This is a genomic window from Nocardia sp. NPDC058666, assembly GCF_042714895.1.
Taxonomy (GTDB): Bacteria; Actinomycetota; Actinomycetes; order Mycobacteriales; family Mycobacteriaceae; genus Nocardia.
This window is the reverse complement of sequence record NZ_JBHXRY010000001.1, coordinates 1,001,371-1,025,549: the sequence shown is the minus strand read 5'-3', so window position 1 is coordinate 1,025,549 and position 24,179 is coordinate 1,001,371. Positions and strand designations below refer to the sequence as shown.

Below are 24,179 nucleotides of genomic sequence, written 5' to 3'. Positions count from 1 at the left end.
AGACACGTCTGTTCACATGCAAACGGGTACCTGTTTTCGTTGTTGTGCACAGTAATTCGCAAAGCCGTGGCGGGCCGCGAGTGAATGGCGGACCCTCAGAAGGAGACGATCGCGTATTCAGGAGCCGCATGACTGTCAGAGGGGACCATGAGGGTGGCCTGCCGCAGACCTTGCCCGCATTGGAGCAGCTGCCCGCTGACCAGGCGCGGGACCTGTTCGAGTTGATGCGCGCCGCAAGCACATTCGAAGCGGCGGCGTTGGACAAGTCCATCGATTCGATGGTCTCTGCGTTGCCGCGGCCGTTGCGTCGGGTGACGAAGAAGATCATGTTCGGCGGGCGATGACCGATCTGACTACTCGGGCGCAGTTGATTCTGTTGGCTCGCACATTGCACGTTCATCCGCAGCGGTTGGACCACCTGCGGTATCTGGGGGCCGATCGGTTACATGCGCTGCAGCAACAGATTTCGGGGGTGTTGTTCGATCAGCACACGGACATGTTTCGGCGGATCAGTTCGTTGGTGCCGTTCATTCCGTTGACGATCTCGATTCCGTTGGTGCAGAAGCTGGTTCCGCCGATGATGACGGGGCGGGCGGCGGGGTCGGTGGGGTTGGATCATCCGGGGAAGGCCGCGGAGACGTTGACGATGCTGGATGCGGGGTATGCGGCGGACTGTGCGCCCTATCTGGATCCGCGGGCTATCGAGCAGTTGGCGGGGGACATGGCGCCGGGGCCGATCGTGGAGATCGTCAACGAGTTGTTGCGGCGGCGGGATTTTGTGACGGCTGGGCCGTTCTTGGCCTGTGCCACACCGGAATTGATTGCTGCGGTCGAGGCGGGGGTGCGCGATGATGCCGGGTTGATCTTCTCGGCTGCGTTCTCCTATGACGTCGAGGTGATCAGTGCGGTTGTTCGGCAGCTGCTGAATGGGCCGCATCGGCGGGTGCCTCGGATGACGCGGGTGGTGTTGGCAGGGTCTGCTGATCTGCAACATGCTGCGCTGTCGGTGTTTTCGCGGTGTGCGCCCGATGTGATTCGGCGGGTGGGCGACATTCTGTTCGGGAATGCGCAGCCCGGTGATGTGGCGAGGCTGGTTCGCAATGCCATCGCGTTGCGGGCTGTTCCCGAATTGCTTACGCTGGCAGGGTCTCTCACGCCGTTGGGGATGTGGACGTTGGTCGGTAATCCTGTGTTCAACGATCCCGACGTGGGGGTTGATCTGGTTGCGCAGATGGACGGGCGGGGGGATGCGGGGAGTTGGCGTGGGTTGTTCACGTTGATGGCTCGGATGGATGAGAATGTGCGGGCGGCGGCGGGGTATGCGCTGGCGATGTTGCCGGAGTCGGCGGTGGCGGAGCTGCCTGCTCGGGCTACCGAAACTGGTTGTTGGCCTGCGCTATTGGACTTGGTGGCGGTTTCTGGGGAGCGGGGGCAGGCTCGGTTCGGGGCGGTGTGGGCGCAGTTGGGGCCGGAGCGGCGGGCCTATCTGCATCGGTGTATTACCGAGCTGCGGTATGACAGTCGGTTGGCGGAGATCACGGCTTTGGTGGAGCCGGTGGAGGTGGATTTGTTGTTTTATCAGCGGAGGCAGAAGGGGCGAAATCGCAACGGTTGACGCAGCGGGCGCCACAGTCGACCAGATCGGGTCAGGTCCTGCGGTGGGTCTCGGCGCGCTGTCCGATCACGATGGTCAGATAGATCAGGGTCCCCACCAGCGCGACGAAGCCGACCACCAGCGATACCAGGCCCTCACTGTAATTGGCTGACCGCTGCTCGGCATAGCTGCGCACACGCACCGAGGAGCCGTCGATCTCCTGGCAGCGGTCGCTGTGGCTCATCTGCTGGTAGCCACACGACGCCTGGGGCTCGGCCAACTTGTCGAAGCTGTTGGCGAAGCCGCCGATCGCGATCATCACACCGAACAGCACCCAGTACACAGCCCGCATCGGACCTCCCCCATAACGCTCGCTCCCGCCTATCGCGGGTCGGCAGGAGATTAGCAGTTCGCGCCGAGATCGCGATGCGCCCACCGGGGTGGTCCACCTTCGTAAAACGTTGCAGGACACCGGGTCTTGGGAACGGGGTGCTGATTCTCGCAGGTCGACCACCAACCGGGATGCTGCGGAAGATGCGCGTCGCTGATTGTTCGGGGCGTGACAATCTGCACCGAATGCGCAACGGTGAGAGGACGTCTCCGCTCGAAAGGATCTACCGATGACTCTCGCTCGTTTCGCCGTGGTCGCGGCGATCATCGCCACTCCCCTCGTCGGCGTCGCCGGCACCGCCTCGGCCCAGGCCGAATCCAGTTCTGCTGCACTCGAATTCGTGGATCGTGGGTGGCACGACGACAACGGGCTGCACCTCGGGCACGATCCGATCCGCAAGTGGTTGCATCATGTGCTGCCGCGTGGCGTTTTCGGCAGTGTCGACTGATTCGCACCCGAGGTGCCGAGCAGGCGTGCGTTGGTGCGCCTGCCCAGTTTCGCTCGGGAGGGCGCGACAATCGCGGCTAGCCCTGCCATCTGCCCCAGTCCCTTTGGGCGTGCAGGGCGGCCGGGTCGACTACGCCCCAGACGCGAATCTCGAGCCGGTATTCGTCGGGTGCGGGCTCGATGAGGCCTTCCATCGCGTGCACTCCCGCTGTTGGCCAATGCACCGGACGCAATCCGAGGGCGTTCGCCCATTGATCGACTACCCAGCCGGGATGTTGCGAGAGATGGCTCCCCACTTGGCCTTCGAGCGACATGACTGCTTCCATGCTGTCGTCGTTGGTCACCGACGGGGCGACATACCAGCTCAGCGGGAGCAGGCCGTGCGCTCGGCCGAGTTCGTTGAGGTGTTGGGAGACAGCCGCCTCGATCGCCGAGCTCAGCTGGGAGAGATTCATGGGGACAGGTATAGCGCGCTGCGGCTGACGGTGCTCGGCGGAGGGAGGGCGCGACAATCGCGGCTGGTTGCGGGAGAGTGGGGGTGGATTCGGAGTCGATCGAGGGGGACCACCATGTACCACGCTGCCGATCAACGACCTGCTACAGGAGGGACTGCGATTACCGCGGCGGTGCTGGCCGTTCTCGGTGCGCTTGCCGGGTTAGGTGGGGCGGTCTCCATCGTGCGGATCATGGTGCTCGCAAACTCGGTTTTCTGGTGGGGACTGGCACCCACGTGGGCTTCGGTGGCGATGGCACTGGCGTTGATCGTCGAGGTGGTCGCCGCGGTGCTGCTGTTCACGGGAGCCATTCTGATTTTTCGGCGGCGACATTCGGGGCCCACGCTGACGGTGCTGGGGTGCATCGGGGTGGTCGGGGCCTACGCGGTGTCGGTAGTGACAACGCTGGGTCAGATGGCGGAGTACGGCGACATCAGTGGCAGGTCTATCCAATATGCGCTCAGGCAGACGAGTGTGGACGCGATGGTGGCGGGGACCGTGGAGACTGACCTGCCGACTGTGGTTTCGGTGCTGCTGCTCGGGTTTCCCCTCGTGACATTCGCGCTCGCGGTTCTGCCGTCGACTCGTCGGTGGTGCAGAGGGGTTCGACAGTCAGCATGGGGATCCGGGGCGCCGATGCCGCCGCACGGGGTTCAGCCGGCGATGTATCGGCCGGGGATGCCACCAGTTCCCGGGTATGGGCCGCCGCCCGGTCAGTGGGGACAGTCGAATCAGCCGCCGCAGCAGCGACATCAGCACGGGAACCGACCCTGATAGACCGGCGCAACATCGGCAGAGGGGCCTGGTAGCGCCCCAGCTAGAGCGAAGATCAGTCCGGGATGTCCGTGACGTCGTGCTCCGATACGTCAGGTGCGTGCTTCGCGACAGTTCGGAAATCAGCATCGTGGTGGAGGACGGTCAATCCGTGGTGAGCAGCAGTCGCCGCGATCATCAGGTCGACCGCCGAGGCGCTGCGGTGCTCGCCATGCTGTGACATCTGGCGCTGTACCGAGTCGATCCAACGACCGGCGGCCCTGGGCACGGCGCGATCCGGGTACATGTCGCCGAACATCTCGGCAATTTCGTCGTACTCCGCCGAGTTGCGTGCGCTGTAAAGAAACTCAGCGCGCTGCGGGTAACACGAGGCGATGACATTTGCCTCAATCGAGTCTGCCCAGGCTTCTTGTAACACCGGATCAGCCAAGAGCCGAACGAGTGCTGATGTGTCCAGCAGGTAGATCACAGAGCATTCTTCTCGGCCAGATGCCGACGCTCCGCATCCTCCACTGCACCCCACTTCGCCGCCCGCGCGAAGTGCTTCGCGATTCGTGCCGCACGATCTTGCTTCTCCGCGTAGAACCGGAGTGCGAGATTGACCGCGTCCTTCTTGGTCTTGGCATCCGACGTCGCCAGCACGCGCTCGAGAGCGTCGTCATCCAGGTCGATCTGGGTTACCGTCATCCCACACCTCCATGTTGGTAATGTTGATTCGATCATACATGATCAACATTGGAGTTGGTCGAACCTCGTTGCCACGATCGCCGACCCTCCACAATCATCGGGTCGACTGCGGGGTCCGACAACGACTAAGTGAAGATCCGGCCATCCGCCGCAGTCATGCAAGCAGGCGATGACAGGGTCGCCCGGATAGGTATTCGACCGCGCACTACCCGCGACCAATTTTGCGTATTCTCGACTACCCAGCTGACGTGCTGAACCGACTCCCCCACTCTCGTAGTCGCGCAACCAGTTCCGGTGGTCCGAGTACTCGGAACTCCGCTTCCACCTTGCCCAGCAACAAGATTGGCCAGTCGAGGTTGTCGACCGTCATCTCGATGTGGGTGCGGTTGGCGGGGAGGGGGGTGATGGTGCACCAGCGGCCTACTCGGGTGTGGACTTCGGTGGTGGGGGCTTCTATTTCGGCGGTGACGGTGTAGCCGGGGCGGCGGGCGCCGATGGCGGTGCGGACGAAGGTGGCGGCGTCGGGGGCGGGGAGGGTGCGGGGGCGGAAGCGGGTGCCGGTGGTGGACGAGGCTGAGAGGCGGTCTACTCGGAAGGTTCGCCAGTCGTGGCGGGTCAGGTCGTAGGCGACCAGGTACCAGCGGCGGCCCTGGGAGACCAGGCGGTGGGGTTCTACTTCTCGGGTGCTGGTTCGGGCGTCGGCGGCGGTGTAGGTGAAGGTGAGGCGTTCTTCTCGGCGGCAGGTCAGGGCCAGGTCGGTGAGGACGGCGGGGTCTACGTCGGACAGGGGCACGGCGGTCCAGGCGGCGGATTCGGTCATGGCGCGTAGGGCGTCGACGCGGCGGCGTAGGCGGGTGGGTAGGACTGTGACCAGTTTGCCCAGGGCGCGGATGGACGGTTCGGCTAGGCCGTCGCCTGCGCCTTGGGAGCCTGCTTGCAGGCACACGGTGATGGCGACGGCTTCGTCGTCGTCCAGGACCAGGGGTGGCAGGGCGGCGCCTGCGGCCAGTTGGTAGCCGCCGTCTACGCCGGGGCGGGCGTCTACGGGGTAGCCGAGTTCGCGTAGACGCTCGATGTCTCTACGCAGGGTTCTGGACGAAACACGCAGGCGCTCAGATAGTTCCGTGCCCGGCCAATAGCGATGCGTCTGCAGCAGCGACAGCAGTCGGAGGGTACGTGCGCTCGTATCGGCCATGTTTTCGATTATCCCGCAATTGCGGACAGAAACTGGCCGCAATGGGTTCTACCTTGGGTTATAACAACACCGACAAGCAAAGGATCAGCACATGACCGAGACCTTGATCGACACCGAGCGCACCGACCTCCTCGACATGCTCGCCAAGCACCGGCACTTCCTGCGCTTCACCGTCCGCGACCTCACCGACGAACAGGCCGGCCTGCGCACGACCGCCAGCGAGCTCTGCCTGGGCGGGCTGATCAAGCATGTCGCTGCGGTGGAAGCGAATTGGGCCGGATTCATCGTCAACGGGCCCGCGGACGCCCCGGATTTCGAGTCGATGACCGAAGAGCAGCTCGCGCAGTGGGGCGAGAACTTTCAGATGCTGCCCGGCGACACCCTCGCCGACATCCTGGCCGAATACGACGCGGTGGCCGCGCGAACCGACGAACTCGTGCGCACCCTGCCCGACCTCAACGTCAGCCAGCCGCTGCCCGAGGCGCCGTGGTTCGAGCCGGGTGGGCGTTGGACCGCGCGTCGCACGCTGATGCACATCATGACCGAGACGGCCCAGCACTCGGGGCACGCGGACATCATCCGGGAATCGCTGGATGGGGCGAAGTCGATGGGGTGATCTCGGCGAGGAGGGACTCGGCTGCTGCTCGGTGTTCGGCGGCGGCGGTTGGGTCTGTGGGGTCGAGGACCTCGGCTATTCCCTGGTGGGCCATGGCTTCTTCGAAGCGGTGGCCCAGCTGGGGGGCGAGGGTGAGGGTTTCGCGGTACAGGGTTAGGGCTTGGGTGGGGAGGTCGGCTTGGTGGCTGGTTTGGGCGTAGCTGTTGAGGAAGTGGATTTTCCAGTGGGGTTCGAACAGGTCGTCGAGGAGGGTGAAGGCTGCTTGGTGGCTGGCCAGGGCTTCTTGGGGGCGGCCCATTTCTCTCAGGGCTATGCCTTGGCAGTTCAGGCACCAGGCTTCGTTGTGTTTGTGGCCGTCTTCTCGGGCTAGCGTCAGGGCCGTATTCAGGTGGGAGAGAGCTTCTTCGGGCTCTTCGGCCGCTATTGCTACACCCAGGGTGATCTGGGCTTGTAGGGACGGGTTTTCGGTGGGGACGGCCAGGGCTTCGCGGGCCAGTTGGGCTGCTTCGGGGCGGTGGCCGAGTTGGAGCATGGCCCAGGCTTCGCTGGCTATGGCGTCGGCGGCGCTGGTGGGGCAGCCGCTGGTGGTGTAGAGGTCTCGGGCTTGGCGGAACAGCTCTAGGGGTTCTTCGATATTGCCTTCGTCCCAACGTAATTGGGCGCAGCGCATGGTCAGTTCGGCTCGGGGTAGGGGGTCGCCTGCTGCGGCGATCAGGGGGGCCGCGGCGGCGTAGGCGGCGGCGGCTTCGGTCATGCGGCCTGCGTTGTAGCGGGCGAAACCCAGGTCGCTGTGGGCTTCGGCCAGCTGTCGTGGGTCGTCGAGAGTCTGTGCGGCGGACAGGGATTGCTCGAACAGGGAGTTGAGATGTGTTGTGCCGCAACGGCGGGCGAAGAACGTTCGCATGAAACGGGGTAGTTCGCACACGTGGGTGTGCGCGCCCGCTTCGACGGCGGCGTAGAACACCGACATCAGGTTGGTGTACTCGGTGACGTACCAGAAGAACGCGGCGTCGCGGCCGGGAAAGTGCGGGAGTTCGGCGGGCGGGGAGCCCGCGGAGACGGCGCGGGTGGGCGACAGGAACGGCATGGCGGCGTCGGCGGCGGCCGCGGCGTGCACGTAGAAGTCCAGGATGCGGTGCAGGGCGCGGTCGCGGTCGGCGGGGGTGTCGTGTTCGACGGTGGCCTGGCGGGCGTGTTGGCGGACCAGGTCGTGCAGGCGGTAGCGGCCCTCGGCGGGTTGTTGGACCAGGTGGGCGTCGAGGAGGTCTTCGAGCATGGTGCGGGCGGTGCGCAACGGGACATCGGCGACCGCGGCGGCGACGTAGTCGGTGAACGTGGAGCCGGGGATCAGGCCCAGCAGGCGGAACAGGCGGCGTTGGTCGCGGTTGAGTTGGCGCACCGACATGCCGAACGCAGTGTCGAATTCGCTTGCGCCCTCGGCCATTCGCTCGACCAGGATGCCGATCGACCAGCCGGGACGGTGCCGCAGTCGGGCGGCGGCCAGGCGCAACGCCAGGGGTAGGTTGCCGCACAGGCGGAGGACTTCGGCAGTCTGGTCGGGTTCTTTCGCGAGTCTGCCGGTGCGCGCGTCGCCGCTGGCGCGCGCCAACAGTTCGGCGCTCTCCTCGGCGGTGAGCACGTCCAGGGTCACCGGGGGGACCTCGTCGAGTTCGAGCAGGCGGTTGCGGCTGGTGATGATGGCCACCGACTCCCCCGCACCCGGCAACAGGTGGCTGACCTGCGCGGCATCGGCGACATTGTCCAGCACCACCACGGCCCGCACACGGGCAAGTTCCGAACGCCACACCGCCGCGCGCAGTTCGACTCCCCCCTCCTGCGGGACCTTCTCCGACGGGACCTGCAACGCGGCCAGCAGCGCGCGGATGGCGCCGTCGGGGTCGAGGGGTTGGCGGCCGTCGGTGAAGCCGTGCAGGTCCAAATACAGTTGGGCGTCAGGGTATCGGTCCGTGAGCTGGTGGGCGGCGTGCACCGCAAGCGACGTTTTGCCCACGCCTGCCATGCCGTCGATGGCGACCACGCGATCGGATGCCACGGCGGCCAGCACGTCGGCCAGTGCCTGTTCGCGGCCGGTGAAGTCGGGGACATCGCGCGGCAGATCGTTGCGCGGGGGTGGTGGGGCGTCGGCGGGCGGGGACGGCGGGGCGATCTGGCGGCTGGTCTTCGGCGGGGCGGGCAGCGGGTTGTTGGCGCGCTCCCACAGGGGGCGCAGCGGGCGCGGATCGCGTTTGACCAGGCGACACAGTTCCAGCACCGCGGGCCACGGCGGCACCGTCTGGCCGCTGAGGTATCGCGACAGCGACGACGAACTCAAGCCGGTATCGCGAGCCAGCGCGCGCACGCCGAGCCCGGACAGTTCCTGGATCAGGCGCAGGCGCGAGGCGAGCTCGTCCTGCGGGTACGCCCGCTGTTGCACAACCACCGTTACCACTCCCGTTGTCCCGGCCCGGACCAGGAATTTTCCGACCGACAAGCCGGTGGTCAGAGCCGTTTTCCGCTGTCCCACAGTGTCCCACAACCATTCTGTTCCAGCGCGCCACGGGCTGTTATTGAGGCACACCGCAAGCAACGAACAAGGAGAAGAAAATGCAGTCTCGGATGAAGAACCCGGCCATGATCCTCGCCGACGCGATGGGCCCGATCCAGCAGGTGCTGAAGGCCGTGGAGACCGGCGGCGTGGAGTCCGAACTCCTCGAGCTGGTGCACCTGCGGGTCAGCCAGATCAACGGCTGCGCGGCCTGCGTGTTCGGCGGCACCACCACCGCCCGCAAGGCCGGCGTCAGCGAAGAGCGCCTGGCCACCGTCGTCGCCTGGCGGGAGACGCCGTTCTTCAGCGACGAGGAACGCGCCGCGCTGGAACTGGCCGAAGCCGCCACCCGCATGGCCGACCGCCCCGACGCGGTCACCGACGAGATCTGGGACAACGCGGCCAGCTACTTCGACGAGAAGCAGCTCGCCTCGATCGTGCTCATGATCGGCGTGACCAACATGTTCAACCGGCTCAACGCCACCACCCGTCAAATCGCCGGCGCGTGGGGCTGAAAACCCCAACTCCTGAAAGGAATTCCCTCATGTCGACCAACACCAGCACCAGCCACAGCGGGTTCTCGCGGTGGATGCAGCACCGGATGAACGCGCGGATGAATCGCAAGATCCGCAGTGGCAAAGGCACTTTCATGGGAATGGATGTGCTGATCCTGCACACGGTCGGTCGGCGCAGCGGGGTTTCCCGTGAGACTCCGATCAGCTGGTTCCCCGGCGAGAACGGGACCTGGTTGCTGGTCGCGTCCGGTGGCAAGGACGGGGAGCCGGACTGGTTCCGCAATCTGATGGGGCATCCCGAACAGGCGACCGTTCAGCTACCCGATCACGATGCCGTTTCTGTGACGCCACGGGTGCTCGAAGGAGCGGAGCGAGCGGCCGCCTGGACGGGCATCGCCGCAGCACAGCCCCGGTATAACAAGTACCAGGCCAAGGCCGGTCGGGAGTACACGGTGGTGGAGTTGGCGGCCGTGTGAGGGTGCGTGTCGGTTGCGCAACGAAAGCTGAGGGGCCTGTCGAACGGTTTTAGACTGATCGACAGGCCGGGGAGCGAGCTGATGGCTCTTGCCGATGCGGAGGTGGATCGTGGGCTATCCGGGATACCCGCCGAACGGGCCGTACGCGCCGCGACCGTCGCGGTGGCCGTGGGTTCTCGCGGTGCTGGTGGTGGTCGCCGCGTTGGCTGTCGGTGTGATCGCCGCGGGGATCATCGTGGTGATGCAACGCAACCGCGATCGCGACGCCGACACCGCCGCTGCCCCGCTCACCGCCGCGACCATCGCGGCCACCGGGCCGGACATCACCTATGTTCCGCCCGTCCCGGTGGACCCGCAGATTCAGGCCCAGAACAGCTTGCGTGCGCAGGCCAACGCCGATCTACCGTTCGTGGCCGTGAATCTGGCCGACCGGTGGGTGCCGCAGCTGTCCGCCAAACAGAACGGGCTGTACGCGGCCGATGTCGACGGGCGGATGGTGAACTGGACCGACAGCGAGATCCTCGCCCAGAACCAGCGGTTGCGGCAGCGGTATCCGGGGGCGCGGCTGATCTGGAGTGACGACTGGAGCACGTTCGACCTGCAGGGATGGTGGGTGACCCTGGCTGGGGTCACGTTCTCCGATCCGGGCTCGGCCAACGCCTGGTGTGATGCGCAAGGGATCGCTGTGGACGAGTGCTTCGCGAAACTGGTGAGCAATTCGCGCGGGTCGGCGGGCACCACGCAGTACCGGTGAATCAGGCCGGCAGGAGTCGGCCGATCACCTCGGCGAGCTGAGCGACGTTGCGGCATTCGTGCATGGTGACGATGTCGGTGTAGTCCTGCGCGGCCGAATCGCCGGTCGACCAGGAGCGCGAGGGCTCCGGGTTGAGCCAGTACACGGCTTTTGCCCGTTCGGTGATCGCTTGCAGGGCTTCGAGATTCGGGTCGGTGCGGTTGGTTCTGGCGTCGCCCAGGATCAGCACGCACGTTCTCGGGCCGACTGCGTCGAGGTAGTGGTCGACGAAACCCTGCAGGACCTCGCCGTAGTTGCTGGAACCGAAACGGGCCACGCCGCCTTCGCGGACGATGTTCTGGGCGAAGCCGGGGGGTGGGGGTTCGCCGGGGGTGAAGTAGTGGGTGATCTCGGCGCAGGTGTCGACGAAACCGAAGCTGCGGACCTTGCTGAACTGGTCCTGCAGGGCCTGCACCAGCTGCAACGTGAACTCGGCGAAACCGCTGACCGAGCCCGAAACATCCGCCAGCACAACGAGATCGGGGCGGCCGCGTTTGCGGGCGCGCAGCACGGGGTCGACGGGGACGCCGCCGGTGGCCATCGAACGGCGCAGGGTGCGACGAAGATCGATCTGGCCGCGGACGGCCTTCTTGCGGCGCACGGCCAGGCGGGTGGCGAGTTTGCGGGCCAGAGGGTGGACCAGTCTGCGCATTTCGGCGAGGTCTTGTTCGCGGGCGCCGAGGAAATCTGTTCTGTCCGCAGCGGTTTCGACGCCGCGGCGGGCGATGTAGTCGGTGCCTCGGAGTTCGGCCGAGCGTAGGCGGGCTTCGGTTTGGACGGCGGTGCGGAACCGGTCGACTCGGCGGCGGGCTTCGATGGTGCGGACTGCGGTGTCGAATTGGCCTGTGCCGCCCATTGTTTGGGCTACTTCTTCGGAGATTTCGTCTGGGCGTAGGGATTTCATGGTCAGGTAGGACGACCAGCCCGCGCCGGACGCCTGGGTGACTCTGCCCGCGCTCTCGCCCGCGCCGCCGTAGGCGCCGAAGGTGTTGAGGGCTTCTCGGGCCAGTTCGGCGGTGTCTTCGCCCTGAATGAGGGTGGCGATGAGACGCTCACGCAGGGAATCCGCGTTCTCGCTCGGGACTGCGGGTGGCAGTTCCGAGCCGAGGAAATACAGGTCGAACAGTTGGTCGAAGGTTTTGCGTTGGCCGTTGCGGCGGAGCAGGCAGGCGGCCAGGCCGGAACGCAGGATGGCGGGGTCTGCGGGGGCGAGGGCGACCAATGCTGCTGCGGCGTCGATGGTTTCGCTGGGGCCGGCGTGAATGTTGTGTTCGCGCAGCAGGGTGACGAAATCGACCAGGCGGGCGGTGGTCGGGGCGAAGCGGGTGGGGGCCCGATTCATCGCGTCACACTGCCGTCGGGTTGATCATCGAGGCCGAGGCGCTCGATCGCGACGCGGTGGTCGGACTGGTACTTCAGCAGGACACCCAGCGTCGAGCGAACCACGGTGCTGGACAGTGTTTTCGTGCCGAGTGCGACCAAAGTTCGAGCCCAGTCAACAGTTTCGGCGATCGAAGGTGCCTTGCGCAGCGAGAGTTGACGCAGCGCGCTCACGGTTGCCACCACGGGTTCGGCCAGGGCCGCATCCAGTTCCGGAACCTTGAGCGCGACGATCGACTTCTCCAATTCCGCTGTCGGATAGTCGATATGCAGGTACAGGCAGCGGCGCTTCAACGCCTCGGATAGGTCGCGGTGGGCGTTGGAGGTGAGGATGACGAAGGGCTTGCGCACGGCCTTGACCGTGCCCAGCTCCGGGATACTCACCTGGAAATCACCGAGAACTTCCAGCAGCAGACCCTCGAGTTCCACGTCGGCCTTGTCGAGTTCGTCGATGAGCAGGACCGTGGGGTCGGGGTTGCGGATCGCCGCCAGCAGGGGGCGGGCGAGCAGGAACTCCTCGGTGAAGACGTGGTCGCGGGTGCTGTCCCAGTCTTCCCCGGAGGTGGCGGTGATGCGTAGCAGTTGTTTGGCGTGGTTCCACTCGTACAGGGCGCGGGCCTCGTCGACACCCTCGTAGCACTGCAGACGGATGAGTTCGGCGCTGGTCGCGGCGGCGACGGCCTTGGCCAGCTCGGTCTTGCCCACGCCCGCGGGACCCTCGATCAACAGGGGTTTACCGAGGCGGTCGGCGAGAAAGACCGCGGTCGCGATGTCGAGGGACGGCAGGTAGCCCGCGGCCGTGAGGCGAGCGGTTACCTGGTCCACCGAGGCAAAGAAGTTACTCATCAGTAATGAGTATAGGCGGGGGCGTCAGCGGCTGATCGTCGCGGCGACGCCGTCCAGGATCAGGTCGAGGCCGAAGGCGAAATCGGCATCGGCGGACTCCTGATCCGGCGGGACCTCGGCGAAGGCTTGATCGGCGAACAGGCGCGCCACCTCGGGGAAGCGGGTCGGATCCAGGTGGGCCGAGACTTCTTCCTGATAGATCCGCAGCGATTCCGCTTCGTCGATCTGTTCCACCAGGCGGCGTTCGGCGAGGTGGCGGCCGGTGACGAACGCCTGGCGGACATAGCCGCCGATCACGGTGATCACGCCGATCTTGGCGCCCCAGCTCAGGTTCGTTTCACGCAGGGCGGCCAGGCCCGCGTCCATCCAGGCGATCGCGTGCGGGCCGCGCGGGGTGCCACTGATGGGGATCTGGGCCAGCCAGGGGTGGCGGGCGAACACGTCCAGTTGTGCGGTCGCCCAGCCGTGCAGCGCGGGGCGCCACTGAGGGTCTGCGACAGGCGGAAGGCCGAAGGCGGCGTCGGCCATCAGGTCGGTGAGACCGTCTTTGGACTTGACGTAGCGGTACAGGGACATGGGTGTGACATGCAGGGCCGCAGCGACTTTCGTCAACGACGCGCCGGTGAGCCCATGACGGTCGGCGAGCGCGATGGCGGTGCTGACGATGCGCTCCACGTCGAGTTCGGCCGGGCGACCTACACGCGCGCGAACTGCCGACGGTTGATCGAATCCGTCGGCCTTGACCTTTCGACGCAGGACCGCGAGATCCTCCGCCGACAGATCCGAGAGGTTGAGACGTGCGGGTTGTTCGGGCCGGTCTCGTGCCACAGAATCCTCATTCGTTCGGGGGTTCCCACAGATTAGCATATGGCTTATAGTTTCATTCATATACTAACTCCGGGCGGTTGGGGCCGGCCGGGAACAAGGGGTGAATGATCATGGATATCAACAGGATTCAGCGAATCACCGGGGCGGCCGCGTTCCTCGGCGCGGGGTGCACGCTGATCGAACTGCCGTTGTACTTCGTGTATGCGGGAGCGCCGCCGGATGCGAATGTGCTCACGCGATGCCTGCTCGGGTTGGTCGGGATCACGCTGTTCATCGTGTTCATGAGCGGGGTCGCGTACCTGGTGAAACACCGTGATCCCGAACGCGAATGGTTCGGGTCGCTGGCCGCCACGGCTGGAACGGCTTGGCTCACAGTGGTTCTGGTGTCGACCGGGCTCGAGATCGGGGCGGTGATCGCCGCGCCCGAGCCCATCGACCCCACCATCTCCGTGACCGGGACCTACGTGCTGTACGGGACGGTGTCGCGGCTGATGGAAGGACTGTTCCTGGTGGCGTTCGCGATCGCGGCGGCACGACTGCTCCCCCGCTGGTGCATCGCGGCCAGCTGGGCGCTCGCGGCGGTGAACTTCGCGTTCGTGCCGTCGCTGTACTTCGGGAACGTGCCGGCCGACTTCTACGCGGCCAACGGATGGGGCACCACCGCGACCGTCGGCGGGTTCACCATGCTGTGGTTGTTCGCCATCGGAGCCGCGCTGTATCGCACGGCGCCGGTCAGTACGGGTTCGCTGCCACCTGCACCTGTCCGTCCTTGATCGCGGCCAGCAACAGGCGGTAGTCGGCCATGGTCTGGTCCGAGTACGACATGCCGAAATCGCGCAGGGCCTTGTCGAACTTGTCGCTGCCGCCGATGTAGGCGTTGATCGCGAGGGGGTCGCCGGAACGGCAGTGCGCGCGGGCCAGGACGCCGCCGCACAGGCCGCCGTAGTTGGACAGTTGGCGGTGGCTCATGTTCTCGATGTCGGCCGAGCCCTTCATGTCTCGGAACTGGCGCCAGTAGAAGTCCACACCCTCGGCGCCGGTGGCCCAGCCGAGGAAGATGTCGCTGGCCGCCTGCATCAGCCGCTGGCCCGCGACGACACGGTGGCCTTGCTGCTGGTACTTGCTTGGCTTTTGGTACGGGGCCAGCACCGAAGTGTCGGCTTCCTTCATCTGCAGGAACAGGGGTGCGCCGGATTCCTTGTCCATCATCAAGGCGATGAAGCAGCGGGTGCCGACGCTGCCGACCCCGACGACCTTCACCGCGGCGTCGACCAGGGTGTAGCGGTTGAGCAGCACGCGCATCTGGTCGGGCAGGCTGCGGCGGTATTCGGCGAGCACCGACTTCACCGTCGCCTCGTCGGGCGAGGTGATGGGCACCAGCAGCGGCGGCTGGTTCTTGATCCGTGGGATGCCGTCGGCGTCGGGTTCGGTGAGTTTGTCGAACGCCTGCAAGCTGGTGCGCTTCTTCGCCGAGGCCATCGTCTTCTCGGCCTTCTCGCGGAACTTCTTCTTCGGGATCTGCGCGATCACCTGGTCGGCATCGACCCGCTCGTACCAGATCTCGAGACTGTCCAGCTCCGACATCGCCTCGATGCCCTCGCGATACCCCCGCGCGGCCGCCTCCGCCGCCGACGCCGCATCCTCGTCGGTGCAACCATTGCCCAGCGCGGCGACCGCGACACTGGTCACCAGACGTTTGACGTCCCACTCGAACGGCCCCGGCAACGTCTCGTCGAAATCGTTGACATCGAAAACGAGGTTGCGCTCAGGGGTTCCATACAGCCCGAAGTTCGCCAGATGCGCGTCACCGCACAGCTGCGCGGTCAGCCCGGTATCAGGATGACACCCCAGGTCATACGCCATGATCGCCGCCGATCCCCGCAGAAACGCGAACGGCGACACCGCCATTCGCGCCATCCGAATCGGCACCAGACTCTGCACCCGCCCGGCATTTTGCTTCAACAGAATCCCCACCGGGTCTTCTCTGCCCGGCTCCGCCCGCCACTGCCCCAACTCCGACCGCGAAACCCGCTTCCGCGCGTCCTTACCGACGTCTTCCGCCTGCCGATCGAATTCCTCAACCGTGGTCATCGAGCAAGTCTGCCGCTACCGAACCACCACGGCAAGGACCTGCAGATAACCATGCGATGACAGCATGCGGGCAGGTAGCAGGCAACCATGCCGAAAGGCCCGTTCGCACGGGGCGAACGGGCCTTTCAGGGTGCGAGAATTACGCGGTTTCGGTGATCGGGCGGTCGACCCAGCTCATCAGGCCGCGCAGCTTGGCGCCGGTGACCTCGATGGGGTGCTCGGCGTTCTCCTTGCGCAGGCCCTCGAGCTCCTTGTTGCCGCCTTCGACGTTGGCGACCAGGCGCTTGACGAAGGTGCCGTCCTGGATGTCGGTCAGGATCGCCTTCATGCGCTCCTTGGTGCCGGCGTCGATGACGCGCGGGCCCGACAGGTAGCCACCGAACTCGGCGGTGTCGGAGACCGAGTAGTTCATGCGGGCGATGCCGCCCTCGTACATCAGGTCCACGATCAGCTTGAGCTCGTGCAGGACCTCGAAGTAGGCCATCTCGGGGGCGTAGCCGGCCTCGACCATGACCTCGAAGCCGATCTTGACCAGTTCCTCGGTGCCACCGCAGAGCACGGCCTGCTCACCGAACAGGTCGGTCTCGGTCTCTTCCTTGAAGGTGGTCTTGATGACGCCCGCGCGGGTGCCACCGATGCCCTTGGCGTAGGACAGCGCCAGCGCCTGGCCCTCGCCGGTCGGGTCCTGATCGACAGCGATCAGAGCCGGAACGCCCTTGCCGTCGACGAACTGACGACGCACCAGGTGACCGGGGCCCTTCGGGGCGACCATCGCGACGGTGACGCCGGCCGGAGCCTTGACCAGGCCGAAGTGGATGTTGAGGCCGTGGCCGAAGAACAGCGCGTCGCCGTCCTTCAGGTTGGGCTCGATGTCGTTGGTGAAGATCGACGCCTGGGCGGTGTCGGGCGCGAGCACCATGATCACGTCGGCCCACTCGGAGACCTCGGCGGGGGTGCCGACGGTCAGACCGGCCTCTTCGGCCTTCGCGCGGGACTTGGAGCCCTCGGTGAGGCCGACGCGCACGTCGACGCCGGAGTCGCGCAGGCTCAGCGAGTGCGCGTGGCCCTGGCTGCCGTAACCGATCACGGCGACCTTGCGGCCCTGGATGATCGACAGGTCAGCGTCGTCGTCGTAGAACATCTCGACTGCCACTTGATTGGTCCCTTCTGAAAATGATGGTTAGGAAAATTTATCGCGGGGGTTGCTGAGTGGAAGTCAGCGGGTCGCGGTGATGGACTTCGGGCCGCGGCCCACAGCCACGACACCGGACTGCACGATCTCGCGGATGCCGTACGGCTCGACCATGCGCAGCAGCGCGTCGAGCTTGGAACGGGTGCCGGTGGCCTCGATGGTCAGCGCGTCGGGCGACACGTCGATCACCTTGGCGCGGAACAACTGCACGGCCTCGATCACCTGCGTGCGCACCGACGCGTCAGCGCGCACCTTCACCAGGATCAGCTCGCGGGCCACCGAGGCGTCGGCGTCCTGCTCCACGATCTTGATGACGTTGATCAGCTTGTTGAGCTGCTTGGTGACCTGCTCGAGCGGCAGATCGTCGACGGTCACGACGATCGTCATGCGCGAGATCTCGGGGATCTCGGTGCCACCGACGGCCAGGGATTCGATATTGAAGCCACGGCGCGAGAACAAGCTCGCGACACGTGCCAGCACACCAGGCTTGTCCTCGACGAGAACGCTCAGAGTGTGGGTGGTGCTCATTCGTCGGTGCCCTTCTCGAATGCGGCCTGCTCGCGTTCCATCGCTTCGTGGATGACGGCCGGTTCGGAGACCGACTCGTCCTCGTCGAACAGCGGACGGATACCGCGGGCGAACATGATCTCGTCGTTGCTGGTGCCCGCGGCGACCATCGGCCACACCTGAGCGTCCTTGCCGACGATGAAGTCGATCACGACGGGACGGTCGGTGATGGCCTGGGCCTGACGGATCGCGTCTTCGACCTCGGACTCCTTCTCCACGCGGATGCCGACGCAACCCAGCGCTTCGGCCAGCTTCACGAAGTCGGGGATGCGCAGGGTGTGCGTGCCCAAATCCGTGTTGGAGTAACGCTTTTCGTAGAACAGGGTCTGCCACTGGCGGACCATGCCCAGGTTGCCGTTGTTGATCAGGGCGACCTTGATGGGCACGCCCTCGATCGCACAGGTGGCCAGTTCCTGGTTGGTCATCTGGAAGCAACCGTCACCGTCGACAGCCCAGACTTCCTTGTCCGGCGCGCCCATCTTGGCGCCCATGGCCGCGGGAACCGCGTAGCCCATGGTGCCCAGACCGCCCGAGTTGAGCCAGGTGCGCGGGTTCTCGTACTTGATGAACTGCGCGGCCCACATCTGGTGCTGGCCCACACCGGCGCAGTAGATCGCGTCGGGGCCCGCGAGACGACCCAGCGTCTCGATGACGTACTCCGGCGAGACCGAACCGTCGGAGGGGGTCTTCCAGCCCAGCGGGTAGTTGTCGCGGATGCCGCTGAGGTAGGTCCACCACGGGCCCAGCTCGAGCAGCGGCGCGGCGCCGGACTGCGGGTCGGCCTTGAGGGTTTCGATCAGCTCGACGATGACCTCCCGCGCGTCGCCCACGATCGGGACGTGCGCGTGCCGGTTCTTGCCGATCTCGGCCGGGTCGATGTCGGCGTGGATGACCTTCGCGTCGGGGGCGAAGGAGTCCAGCTGACCGGTGACGCGGTCGTCGAAACGGGCACCGAGGGTGATCAGCAGGTCCGAACGCTGCAGCGCGGCGACAGCGCCGACGGTGCCGTGCATACCGGGCATACCCATGTTCAGGGTGTGGCTGTCGGGGAACGCGCCCCGCGCCATCAGGGTCGTGACGACCGGGATGCCGGTGAGTTCGGCCAGTTCCAGCAGTTCGGCCGAGGCGTCGGACTTGATCACGCCGCCGCCCACGTACAGCACGGGCTGCTTGGACTCGAGGATCAGTCGCGCGGCCTCACGCACCTGCTTGCCGTGCGGCTTGGTGACCGGACGGTAGCCGGGCAGACGCATCTCCGGCGGCCACGAGAACGTGGTCTGCGCCTGCAAGGCGTCCTTGGTGATGTCGACCAGCACGGCACCGGGGCGACCCGAGGCGGCGAGGTAGAACGCCTCGGCCAGGGTGCGCGGGATGTCGGCGGGGTCCTTCACCAGGAAGTTGTGCTTGGTGATCGGCATGGTGATGCCGGAGATGTCGGCTTCCTGGAACGCGTCGGTGCCCACCAGGCTCGACGGGACCTGACCGGTGATCGCCACGATCGGGACCGAGTCCATCTGCGCGTCGGCCAGCGGGGTCACCAGGTTGGTGGCGCCGGGACCTGATGTGGCCATACACACACCGACCTTGCCCGAGGCCTGCGCGTAACCGGTGGCCGCGTGACCGGCGCCCTGCTCGTGCCGGACCAGCACGTGCCGGACCTTCTTCGAATCGAACAGCGGGTCGTAGACAGGAAGGACCGCGCCGCCGGGAATGCCGAATACCGTGTCGACGTCGAGCTCTTCCAGCGACCGGACCACGGACTGGGCGCCGGTGACGCGCTCGGGCGCGACCTGACGACGGGCGGGGTTGGTCGCCGGGCTACCCGCGGGGGTAGCGGAAGGCGTTGACCTGCGGGCCGATGGCCCGGGTCGTGCGGTTGGTGCACTCACCGTCTTCGTTCCTCACTGTCTGGTTCTGACTCGGACTGACCCGACTGGGCCACTGGCATTCGCCCGAACACAAAAAAGCCCCCGCCCAGCGCATGGCTGTTCGAGGGTGGCGCGTCGCAAACGCGAGCTGACGTATTTCGACTAGAAAGTCAGGCTCGACGCTGGACGCGCCGGGCGAAGTACGAGCTCGTTTCGAATCACACGTACGACGTTAGGCGCGCGTACTGCGTCGAGTCAAACAGGCTTACCGCTCCGGTCCCATTCTGTGGGACTCGAGTGGTTGCGTGGGTCCGTGTACCGAGATGCGAGGATGGGAGGGTGTCCTCACCGCATCAGTCCGTGCCACCGTCTGAATCGTCCCACACCACCGACGAGGGAACCCAGACGGGTCGCCCCTCGCGACCCGGTGGCCTGCGCTCGGCGTCGCCGGGACGGCTCGCCGCCATCGGCGCAGTGGTACTGGCGTACCTGACCTTCGTTGTCGTGGGCACCGTGCAGGACTGGTCGCTGGGCACCCTGGTCGGGATGGTCGTGCCCACCGCGGTGATCGTGTGGTTGCTCGTGCCGCGCAAGACCAACACGCCCACGCCGGGTGTGCACGTGATCGGCGTGCCCAAGCTGGCCTACATCGGCGTGCTGGTGCTGGCGTTCTGCGTGTTCTTCCCGTTCGTGGGGTGGCCTGCCCTGCTGTGGCCGTTGCTGCTGCTGCCGGTGATCGCGGTGTGGTGGGTGACTCGCACCCACACGACCGTGTCCGCGTCCGGGCTGGACCTGAGTTCGATGGTGCGTCGCAAGCACCTGGACTGGTCACAGATCAAGGGCATCACCATTCCCAAGCGCGGGTATGTGCGCGCCCGGCTCACCGATGACGCCGAAGTGACGCTGCCCGGTGTCGGTTATGACCGGTTGCGCGAGCTGATCGACGCGTCCGGCGGTCGACTGCCCGACGTGTTCGCCTCCGCCGAAGCCGCCCAGATCGAAGCGGCGCGCAAGGCCCGCGAGGAGGCCGAACGCGCCGAAGCCGACGTCATCGACGAGTCGGCCGCCACCGACTAGGCGATATCCACCACATCAGGAATCGGCGCGGTCGCGCGACTGTTCATCCAGGTAGGCTGACGGCGACGGGCACCCCCGCGCCGACGGCACGACCGCGGCGACACCCTTCGAAGCGATACCTCCGCTTCCGCCCCGCTGCAACCACCGGCACTCCGACCACCGGCGCGACGCCCACCAAGGCCGCGCAGTACTGTGGAAGGTTGCCGGACTCCGTCAACCCGCAGGTCAGCCCCCCAAGGACTTCGCATGCCACCGCTTCGCTCACGCACAACCACCATCGGCCGCAACGCAGCGGGCGCACGCTCGCTCTGGCGCGCGACCGGCATGACCGACTCCGATTTCGGTAAGCCGATCATCGCGATCGCGAACTCGTACACGCAGTTCGTTCCCGGTCACGTGCACCTCAAGAACATGGGCGAGATCGTCGCCGAGGCCGTGGCCGCCGCCGGTGGCATCGCGCGCGAATTCCACACCATCGCCGTCGACGACGGCATCGCCATGGGCCATGGCGGCATGCTCTACTCGCTGCCCTCGCGCGAGATCATCGCCGACTCGGTCGAGTACATGGCCAACGCGCACACCGCCGACGCGCTGGTGTGTATCTCCAACTGCGACAAGATCACGCCCGGCATGCTCAATGCCGCGATGCGCCTGAACATCCCCGCCGTGTTCGTCTCCGGTGGGCCGATGGAGGCCGGTAAGGCCGTGATCGTCGACGGTGTCGCGCAGGCGCCGCTCGACCTGGTCAGCGCGATTTCCGCGAGCGCGAGCCCGGCCGTGTCCGACGAGGGCCTCGACGAGGTCGAGCGGTCCGCCTGCCCGACCTGCGGTTCGTGTTCGGGCATGTTCACCGCGAACTCGATGAACTGCCTGACCGAGGCGCTGGGTCTCGCGCTTCCGGGCAACGGTTCGACGCTGGCCACGCACTCCGCCCGCCGTGCGCTGTTCGAGCGCGCCGGCACCGTGATCGTGGATATCGCCAAGCGCTGGTACCAGGACGACGACGCCTCGGTGCTGCCGCGAAACGTGGCCAACGCCAAGGCTTTCCGCAACGCGATGGCCCTGGACGTGGCCATGGGCGGTTCCACCAACACCGTGCTGCACACACTGGCCGCCGCGCAGGAAGGTGAGATCGACTTCGACCTTCAGGACATCGACGACATCAGCCGCAAGGTGCCGTGCCTGTCGAAGGTCTCCCCCAACTCCGATTACCACATGGAAGACGTGCACCGCGCCGGTGGCATTCCCGCCATCCTCGGTGAACTGCGTCGCGGTGGCCTGCTCGAAACCGACGTGACCACCGTGCACACCGCCTCGTTCGAGGAATTCCTCGACACCTGGGATATCCGCTCGGGCAAGGCATCCGACGAGGCGCTGGAACTGTTCCACGCCGCGCCCGGTGGCGTGCGCACCGTCGAGCCGTTCTCCACCAGCAACCGCTGGTCCTCGCTCGACACCGACGCCGCCGGTGGCTGCATCCACGACGTCGAGCACGCCTACACCGTCGAAGGCGGGCTGTGCGTGCTGCGCGGCAACATCGCCCCCGACGGCGCGATCCTCAAGACCGCGGGCATCGACGAAGACCTGTTCACCTTCGAAGGCCCGGCCGTGGTGGTCGAGTCGCAGGAGGACGCGGTGTCGATGATCCTGGGCAAGAAGATCCAGCCCGGCGACGTGGTCGTCATCCGCTACGAAGGCCCCGCGGGCGGCCCCGGCATGCAGGAAATGCTGCACCCCACCTCGTTCCTCAAGGGCCTCGGCCTCGGCAAGGTGTGCGCGCTGATCACCGACGGCCGCTTCTCCGGCGGCACCTCGGGCCTGTCGATCGGCCACATCTCCCCCGAGGCCGCCTCGGGCGGCGCGATCGGCCTGATCGAAAACGGCGACCGCATCCGCATCGACGTGCACACCCGCGCCCTGGAACTGCTCGTCTCCGACGAGACCCTGGCCGAACGCCGCGCGAAGATGGAAGCCTCCGAACGCCCCTGGAAGCCGGTGAACCGCGACCGCACGGTCACCACCGCCCTGCGCGCCTACGCGGCCTTGGCAACGTCGGCCGACAAGGGCGCCGTTCGGCACGTGCCGTAAGAAACTGGCGAAACACCAACGGCGTCCCTCGGATTCGAGGGACGCCGTTCGTGTATTTATTCGAGCTGATCAGACCAGCGCGGGTTGCGTTGTCCGCGTTGACGACTCGTCGTCACGGCCCGTCCGGGAGGGGATCAGGGCGGTGGCGATCAGGCCGAGTAGGACGAAGGCCGCGGCCAGGTAGGCGCCGAGGTTGACGCCGGTGGTCATGGCGGATTTGCCTGCGGAGGCTACCTGTTGTGTATCCGGTTGGGCGGCAAAGGTTTCGATTGCCGCGCCTGCGCTGCCGGTGATGGCGTGGGCGTATTGCTGGGATTGGGCCGCGGGCATGCCTGTTGCGGTCAGGTCCTTGTCGACGTTGGCGCTCAACGTGGTGAAGAAGACCGTGGTGAGTAGGGCGATGCCCAGGGCTGAGCCCAGTTGGCGGAAGGCGCTTTGGATGCCGGAGGCTTGGCCGTTGTCGGCTTCGGGGATGTCGGCCAGCACGACGTTGGTCACCTGGGCGGTGGCGAAGCCGACGCCGACGCCGTACACGCACAGGACCAGGGCGATCGACCACCAGGAACTGTCGGTGGCGGCGAAGAAGCCCAGGGCGGCCAGGCCGACGACCTCGAGGCCCAGACCCAGGCGCACCATGTTCAGCGGGGATGCCTTGCCCGCCAGGCCGAAGCTGGCGCCGCTGGCGATGAAGCTGCCGATGGCGATCGGGACCAGGGCCAGACCGGCCTGCAGGGCGCTGTAGCCGAGGGTGAACTGCATCCACAGCGGCAGCACCGCGACCACGCCGAACTCGCCGAGGCCGATGATCAGGGTGGCGATATTGCCGTTGCGGAACGAGGCCAGCGAGAACAGGCTCAGGTCCATCAGCGCCTTGTCGGCGTTGCCGTTGCGGCGAAGCAGCACCTGCCGGAAGACGAACCCGCCCAACGCCAGCACGCTGAGCAGCAGCGCGACCAGCACCGGCGAAGGTCCACTGCCCCAAGTGAATCCGGCGATCCCCATCGGATGGGTGGTGGTGATCCAGCCGTAGGTGCGGCCTTCGACGAGTCCGAAGGCGAGCAGGCCCAGACCCAGCACCGACAGGATCGAGCCGACCACGTCGAGGCGTCCGGCGATCTTCGGCGAGGGCGCGATGCACGCCATGACGCCGACCACGATCAGCACGGCCAGGGGCACATTGATGCCGAAGGCCCAGCGCCATGTCACATGTTCGGCCAGCCAACCACCCAGCAGCGGGCCGAGAGCGGCGGCGGCACCGATGGTGGAACCCCAGACCGCGAACGCCTGACCACGGGCTTTGCCGGTGAAGGTGGCGTTGAGCAGGGCCAGCGACGTCGGCAGGATCATCGCCGCGCCCGCACCCTGCAGGAATCGGGCGATGACCAGCAGTTCGCCGTTGGGGGCGAGCCCGGCCAGGATGCTGGTCGCGCCGAACACCACGACACCGGCCACGAACACTCGACGTGCTCCGACCATGTCGGCGACGCGGCCGACCACCAGCAGCAGCGCCGCGAACACGATCGCGTAGGACTCCTGAATCCATTGCGCTTCAGTGGAACCCGTGTTCAGGTCACCGATGATCGACGGGATGATCACGTTCACGATCGTGGTGTCGACCACGATCAGCGCTACGCCGAGGGCTATGGCGATCAAGCCGAGCCATCGGCGAAGGGACGACTCTTGACTCATCGCACACTCCTATTTCCACGGTGGAA

25 protein-coding genes are annotated in these 24,179 nt (G+C 66.3%); 11 read left to right on the top strand and 14 right to left on the bottom strand.

Features of this window, described 5'->3' with window-relative positions:
- Positions 1 to 128 precede the first annotated feature (128 nt).
- Together ACFWVD_RS04680 and ACFWVD_RS04675 are read left to right on the top strand one after the other, a co-directional pair.
- On the top strand, positions 129 to 344 hold the full coding sequence (locus ACFWVD_RS04680) for a hypothetical protein (RefSeq protein ID WP_379240572.1): 216 nt from the start codon (positions 129 to 131) through the stop codon (positions 342 to 344).
- Positions 345 to 409: 65 nt separating this feature from the next.
- Complete coding sequence (locus ACFWVD_RS04675; RefSeq protein WP_379240571.1) at positions 410 to 1,615, top strand: hypothetical protein; 1,206 nt, start codon at positions 410 to 412, stop codon at positions 1,613 to 1,615.
- A gap of 31 nt (positions 1,616 to 1,646) precedes the next feature.
- On the opposite strand, the gene ACFWVD_RS04670 is transcribed toward ACFWVD_RS04675, so the two are convergent.
- Positions 1,647 to 1,946: a hypothetical protein gene (locus ACFWVD_RS04670; RefSeq protein WP_379240570.1), complete on the bottom strand. Its 300-nt coding sequence runs from the start codon at positions 1,944 to 1,946 to the stop codon at positions 1,647 to 1,649.
- A 268-nt stretch (positions 1,947 to 2,214) separates the two neighbouring features.
- Here ACFWVD_RS04670 and ACFWVD_RS04665 point away from each other — a divergent pair, with 268 nt between their 5' ends.
- On the top strand, positions 2,215 to 2,433 hold the full coding sequence (locus ACFWVD_RS04665) for a hypothetical protein (RefSeq protein WP_379240569.1): 219 nt from the start codon (positions 2,215 to 2,217) through the stop codon (positions 2,431 to 2,433).
- 76 nt (positions 2,434 to 2,509) lie between these two features.
- On the opposite strand, the gene ACFWVD_RS04660 is transcribed toward ACFWVD_RS04665, so the two are convergent.
- A complete protein-coding gene (locus ACFWVD_RS04660) occupies positions 2,510 to 2,887 on the bottom strand; it encodes a hypothetical protein (RefSeq protein WP_379240568.1) in 378 nt (125 codons plus the stop codon).
- Between the two features lie 114 nt (positions 2,888 to 3,001).
- Between ACFWVD_RS04660 and ACFWVD_RS04655 the strand changes: the two genes are divergently transcribed.
- Positions 3,002 to 3,700 carry a hypothetical protein gene (locus ACFWVD_RS04655; RefSeq protein WP_379240567.1) on the top strand — a complete coding sequence of 233 codons (699 nt, stop codon included), beginning with the start codon at positions 3,002 to 3,004 and terminating at the stop codon, positions 3,698 to 3,700.
- Between the two features lie 55 nt (positions 3,701 to 3,755).
- Here the strand turns inward: ACFWVD_RS04655 and ACFWVD_RS04650 are convergent, their stop codons facing one another.
- The 3 genes from ACFWVD_RS04650 to ACFWVD_RS04640 all read right to left on the bottom strand — a co-directional run bounded on the left by ACFWVD_RS04650 (position 3,756) and on the right by ACFWVD_RS04640 (position 5,582).
- A complete protein-coding gene (locus tag ACFWVD_RS04650) occupies positions 3,756 to 4,169 on the bottom strand; it encodes a PIN domain-containing protein (protein WP_379240566.1) in 414 nt (137 codons plus the stop codon).
- On the bottom strand, positions 4,166 to 4,387 hold the full coding sequence (locus ACFWVD_RS04645) for a type II toxin-antitoxin system VapB family antitoxin (RefSeq protein ID WP_379240565.1): 222 nt from the start codon (positions 4,385 to 4,387) through the stop codon (positions 4,166 to 4,168). Before ACFWVD_RS04645 ends, ACFWVD_RS04650 begins: the two co-directional genes overlap by 4 nt.
- A gap of 235 nt (positions 4,388 to 4,622) precedes the next feature.
- The gene (locus ACFWVD_RS04640) at positions 4,623 to 5,582 is read right to left on the bottom strand and encodes a helix-turn-helix transcriptional regulator (protein ID WP_379240564.1); all 960 of its coding nucleotides are present in this window, start codon (positions 5,580 to 5,582) and stop codon (positions 4,623 to 4,625) included.
- 91 nt (positions 5,583 to 5,673) lie between these two features.
- Here ACFWVD_RS04640 and ACFWVD_RS04635 point away from each other — a divergent pair, with 91 nt between their 5' ends.
- On the top strand, positions 5,674 to 6,198 hold the full coding sequence (locus ACFWVD_RS04635; RefSeq protein ID WP_379240563.1) for a DinB family protein: 525 nt from the start codon (positions 5,674 to 5,676) through the stop codon (positions 6,196 to 6,198).
- Here ACFWVD_RS04635 and ACFWVD_RS04630 read toward each other — a convergent pair.
- Positions 6,158 to 8,638, bottom strand: coding sequence for a helix-turn-helix domain-containing protein (locus tag ACFWVD_RS04630; RefSeq protein WP_379240562.1), 2,481 nt, complete (start codon positions 8,636 to 8,638; stop codon positions 6,158 to 6,160). The two genes, ACFWVD_RS04635 and ACFWVD_RS04630, sit on opposite strands and share 41 nt — an antisense overlap.
- A 164-nt stretch (positions 8,639 to 8,802) precedes the next feature.
- Between ACFWVD_RS04630 and ACFWVD_RS04625 the strand changes: the two genes are divergently transcribed.
- The 3 genes from ACFWVD_RS04625 (at position 8,803) to ACFWVD_RS04615 (ending at position 10,488) form a co-directional block, all read left to right on the top strand.
- On the top strand, positions 8,803 to 9,258 hold the full coding sequence (locus ACFWVD_RS04625) for a carboxymuconolactone decarboxylase family protein (protein ID WP_379240561.1): 456 nt from the start codon (positions 8,803 to 8,805) through the stop codon (positions 9,256 to 9,258).
- A 29-nt stretch (positions 9,259 to 9,287) separates the two neighbouring features.
- Positions 9,288 to 9,734, top strand: a complete 447-nt coding sequence (locus tag ACFWVD_RS04620) for a nitroreductase family deazaflavin-dependent oxidoreductase (protein ID WP_379240560.1) — start codon at positions 9,288 to 9,290, stop codon at positions 9,732 to 9,734.
- Between the two features lie 109 nt (positions 9,735 to 9,843).
- Positions 9,844 to 10,488 carry a hypothetical protein gene (locus ACFWVD_RS04615; RefSeq protein ID WP_379240559.1) on the top strand — a complete coding sequence of 215 codons (645 nt, stop codon included), beginning with the start codon at positions 9,844 to 9,846 and terminating at the stop codon, positions 10,486 to 10,488.
- Position 10,489: 1 nt separating this feature from the next.
- Here the strand turns inward: ACFWVD_RS04615 and ACFWVD_RS04610 are convergent, their stop codons facing one another.
- From ACFWVD_RS04610 to ACFWVD_RS04600, 3 genes are read right to left on the bottom strand one after another with little or no spacing between them, the layout of a single operon-like run.
- Complete coding sequence (locus tag ACFWVD_RS04610; RefSeq protein ID WP_379240558.1) at positions 10,490 to 11,869, bottom strand: VWA domain-containing protein; 1,380 nt, start codon at positions 11,867 to 11,869, stop codon at positions 10,490 to 10,492.
- Positions 11,866 to 12,753 (bottom strand): AAA family ATPase, encoded by an 888-nt coding sequence (locus ACFWVD_RS04605; protein ID WP_379240557.1) that lies wholly within the window; start codon positions 12,751 to 12,753, stop codon positions 11,866 to 11,868. Before ACFWVD_RS04605 ends, ACFWVD_RS04610 begins: the two co-directional genes overlap by 4 nt.
- Positions 12,754 to 12,777: 24 nt before the next feature.
- Positions 12,778 to 13,581, bottom strand: coding sequence for a TetR/AcrR family transcriptional regulator (locus ACFWVD_RS04600; protein ID WP_379240556.1), 804 nt, complete (start codon positions 13,579 to 13,581; stop codon positions 12,778 to 12,780).
- Between the two features lie 110 nt (positions 13,582 to 13,691).
- On the opposite strand from ACFWVD_RS04600, the gene ACFWVD_RS04595 reads away from it, so the two are divergent.
- The gene (locus ACFWVD_RS04595) at positions 13,692 to 14,354 is read left to right on the top strand and encodes a hypothetical protein (protein WP_379240555.1); all 663 of its coding nucleotides are present in this window, start codon (positions 13,692 to 13,694) and stop codon (positions 14,352 to 14,354) included.
- Here ACFWVD_RS04595 and ACFWVD_RS04590 read toward each other — a convergent pair.
- The 4 genes from ACFWVD_RS04590 to ACFWVD_RS04575 all read right to left on the bottom strand — a co-directional run bounded on the left by ACFWVD_RS04590 (position 14,314) and on the right by ACFWVD_RS04575 (position 19,320).
- Positions 14,314 to 15,672, bottom strand: coding sequence for a DUF2252 domain-containing protein (locus tag ACFWVD_RS04590; RefSeq protein WP_379240554.1), 1,359 nt, complete (start codon positions 15,670 to 15,672; stop codon positions 14,314 to 14,316). The genes ACFWVD_RS04595 and ACFWVD_RS04590 overlap by 41 nt on opposite strands.
- A gap of 139 nt (positions 15,673 to 15,811) precedes the next feature.
- Positions 15,812 to 16,813 carry a ketol-acid reductoisomerase gene (ilvC, locus tag ACFWVD_RS04585; RefSeq protein WP_379240972.1) on the bottom strand — a complete coding sequence of 334 codons (1,002 nt, stop codon included), beginning with the start codon at positions 16,811 to 16,813 and terminating at the stop codon, positions 15,812 to 15,814.
- Positions 16,814 to 16,888: 75 nt separating this feature from the next.
- On the bottom strand, positions 16,889 to 17,392 hold the full coding sequence (ilvN, locus tag ACFWVD_RS04580) for an acetolactate synthase small subunit (RefSeq protein WP_019048314.1): 504 nt from the start codon (positions 17,390 to 17,392) through the stop codon (positions 16,889 to 16,891).
- Positions 17,389 to 19,320 (bottom strand): acetolactate synthase large subunit, encoded by a 1,932-nt coding sequence (locus ACFWVD_RS04575; protein WP_379240553.1) that lies wholly within the window; start codon positions 19,318 to 19,320, stop codon positions 17,389 to 17,391. The genes ilvN and ACFWVD_RS04575 overlap by 4 nt, the downstream gene beginning before the upstream one ends.
- Positions 19,321 to 19,638: 318 nt before the next feature.
- Here ACFWVD_RS04575 and ACFWVD_RS04570 point away from each other — a divergent pair, with 318 nt between their 5' ends.
- The gene (locus ACFWVD_RS04570) at positions 19,639 to 20,376 is read left to right on the top strand and encodes a PH domain-containing protein (protein ID WP_379240552.1); all 738 of its coding nucleotides are present in this window, start codon (positions 19,639 to 19,641) and stop codon (positions 20,374 to 20,376) included.
- A gap of 246 nt (positions 20,377 to 20,622) precedes the next feature.
- Positions 20,623 to 22,464, top strand: coding sequence for a dihydroxy-acid dehydratase (ilvD, locus tag ACFWVD_RS04565; RefSeq protein WP_379240551.1), 1,842 nt, complete (start codon positions 20,623 to 20,625; stop codon positions 22,462 to 22,464).
- Positions 22,465 to 22,533: 69 nt separating this feature from the next.
- On the opposite strand, the gene ACFWVD_RS04560 is transcribed toward ilvD, so the two are convergent.
- On the bottom strand, positions 22,534 to 24,153 hold the full coding sequence (locus tag ACFWVD_RS04560) for a DHA2 family efflux MFS transporter permease subunit (protein WP_379240550.1): 1,620 nt from the start codon (positions 24,151 to 24,153) through the stop codon (positions 22,534 to 22,536).
- Positions 24,154 to 24,179: the final 26 nt, after the last annotated feature.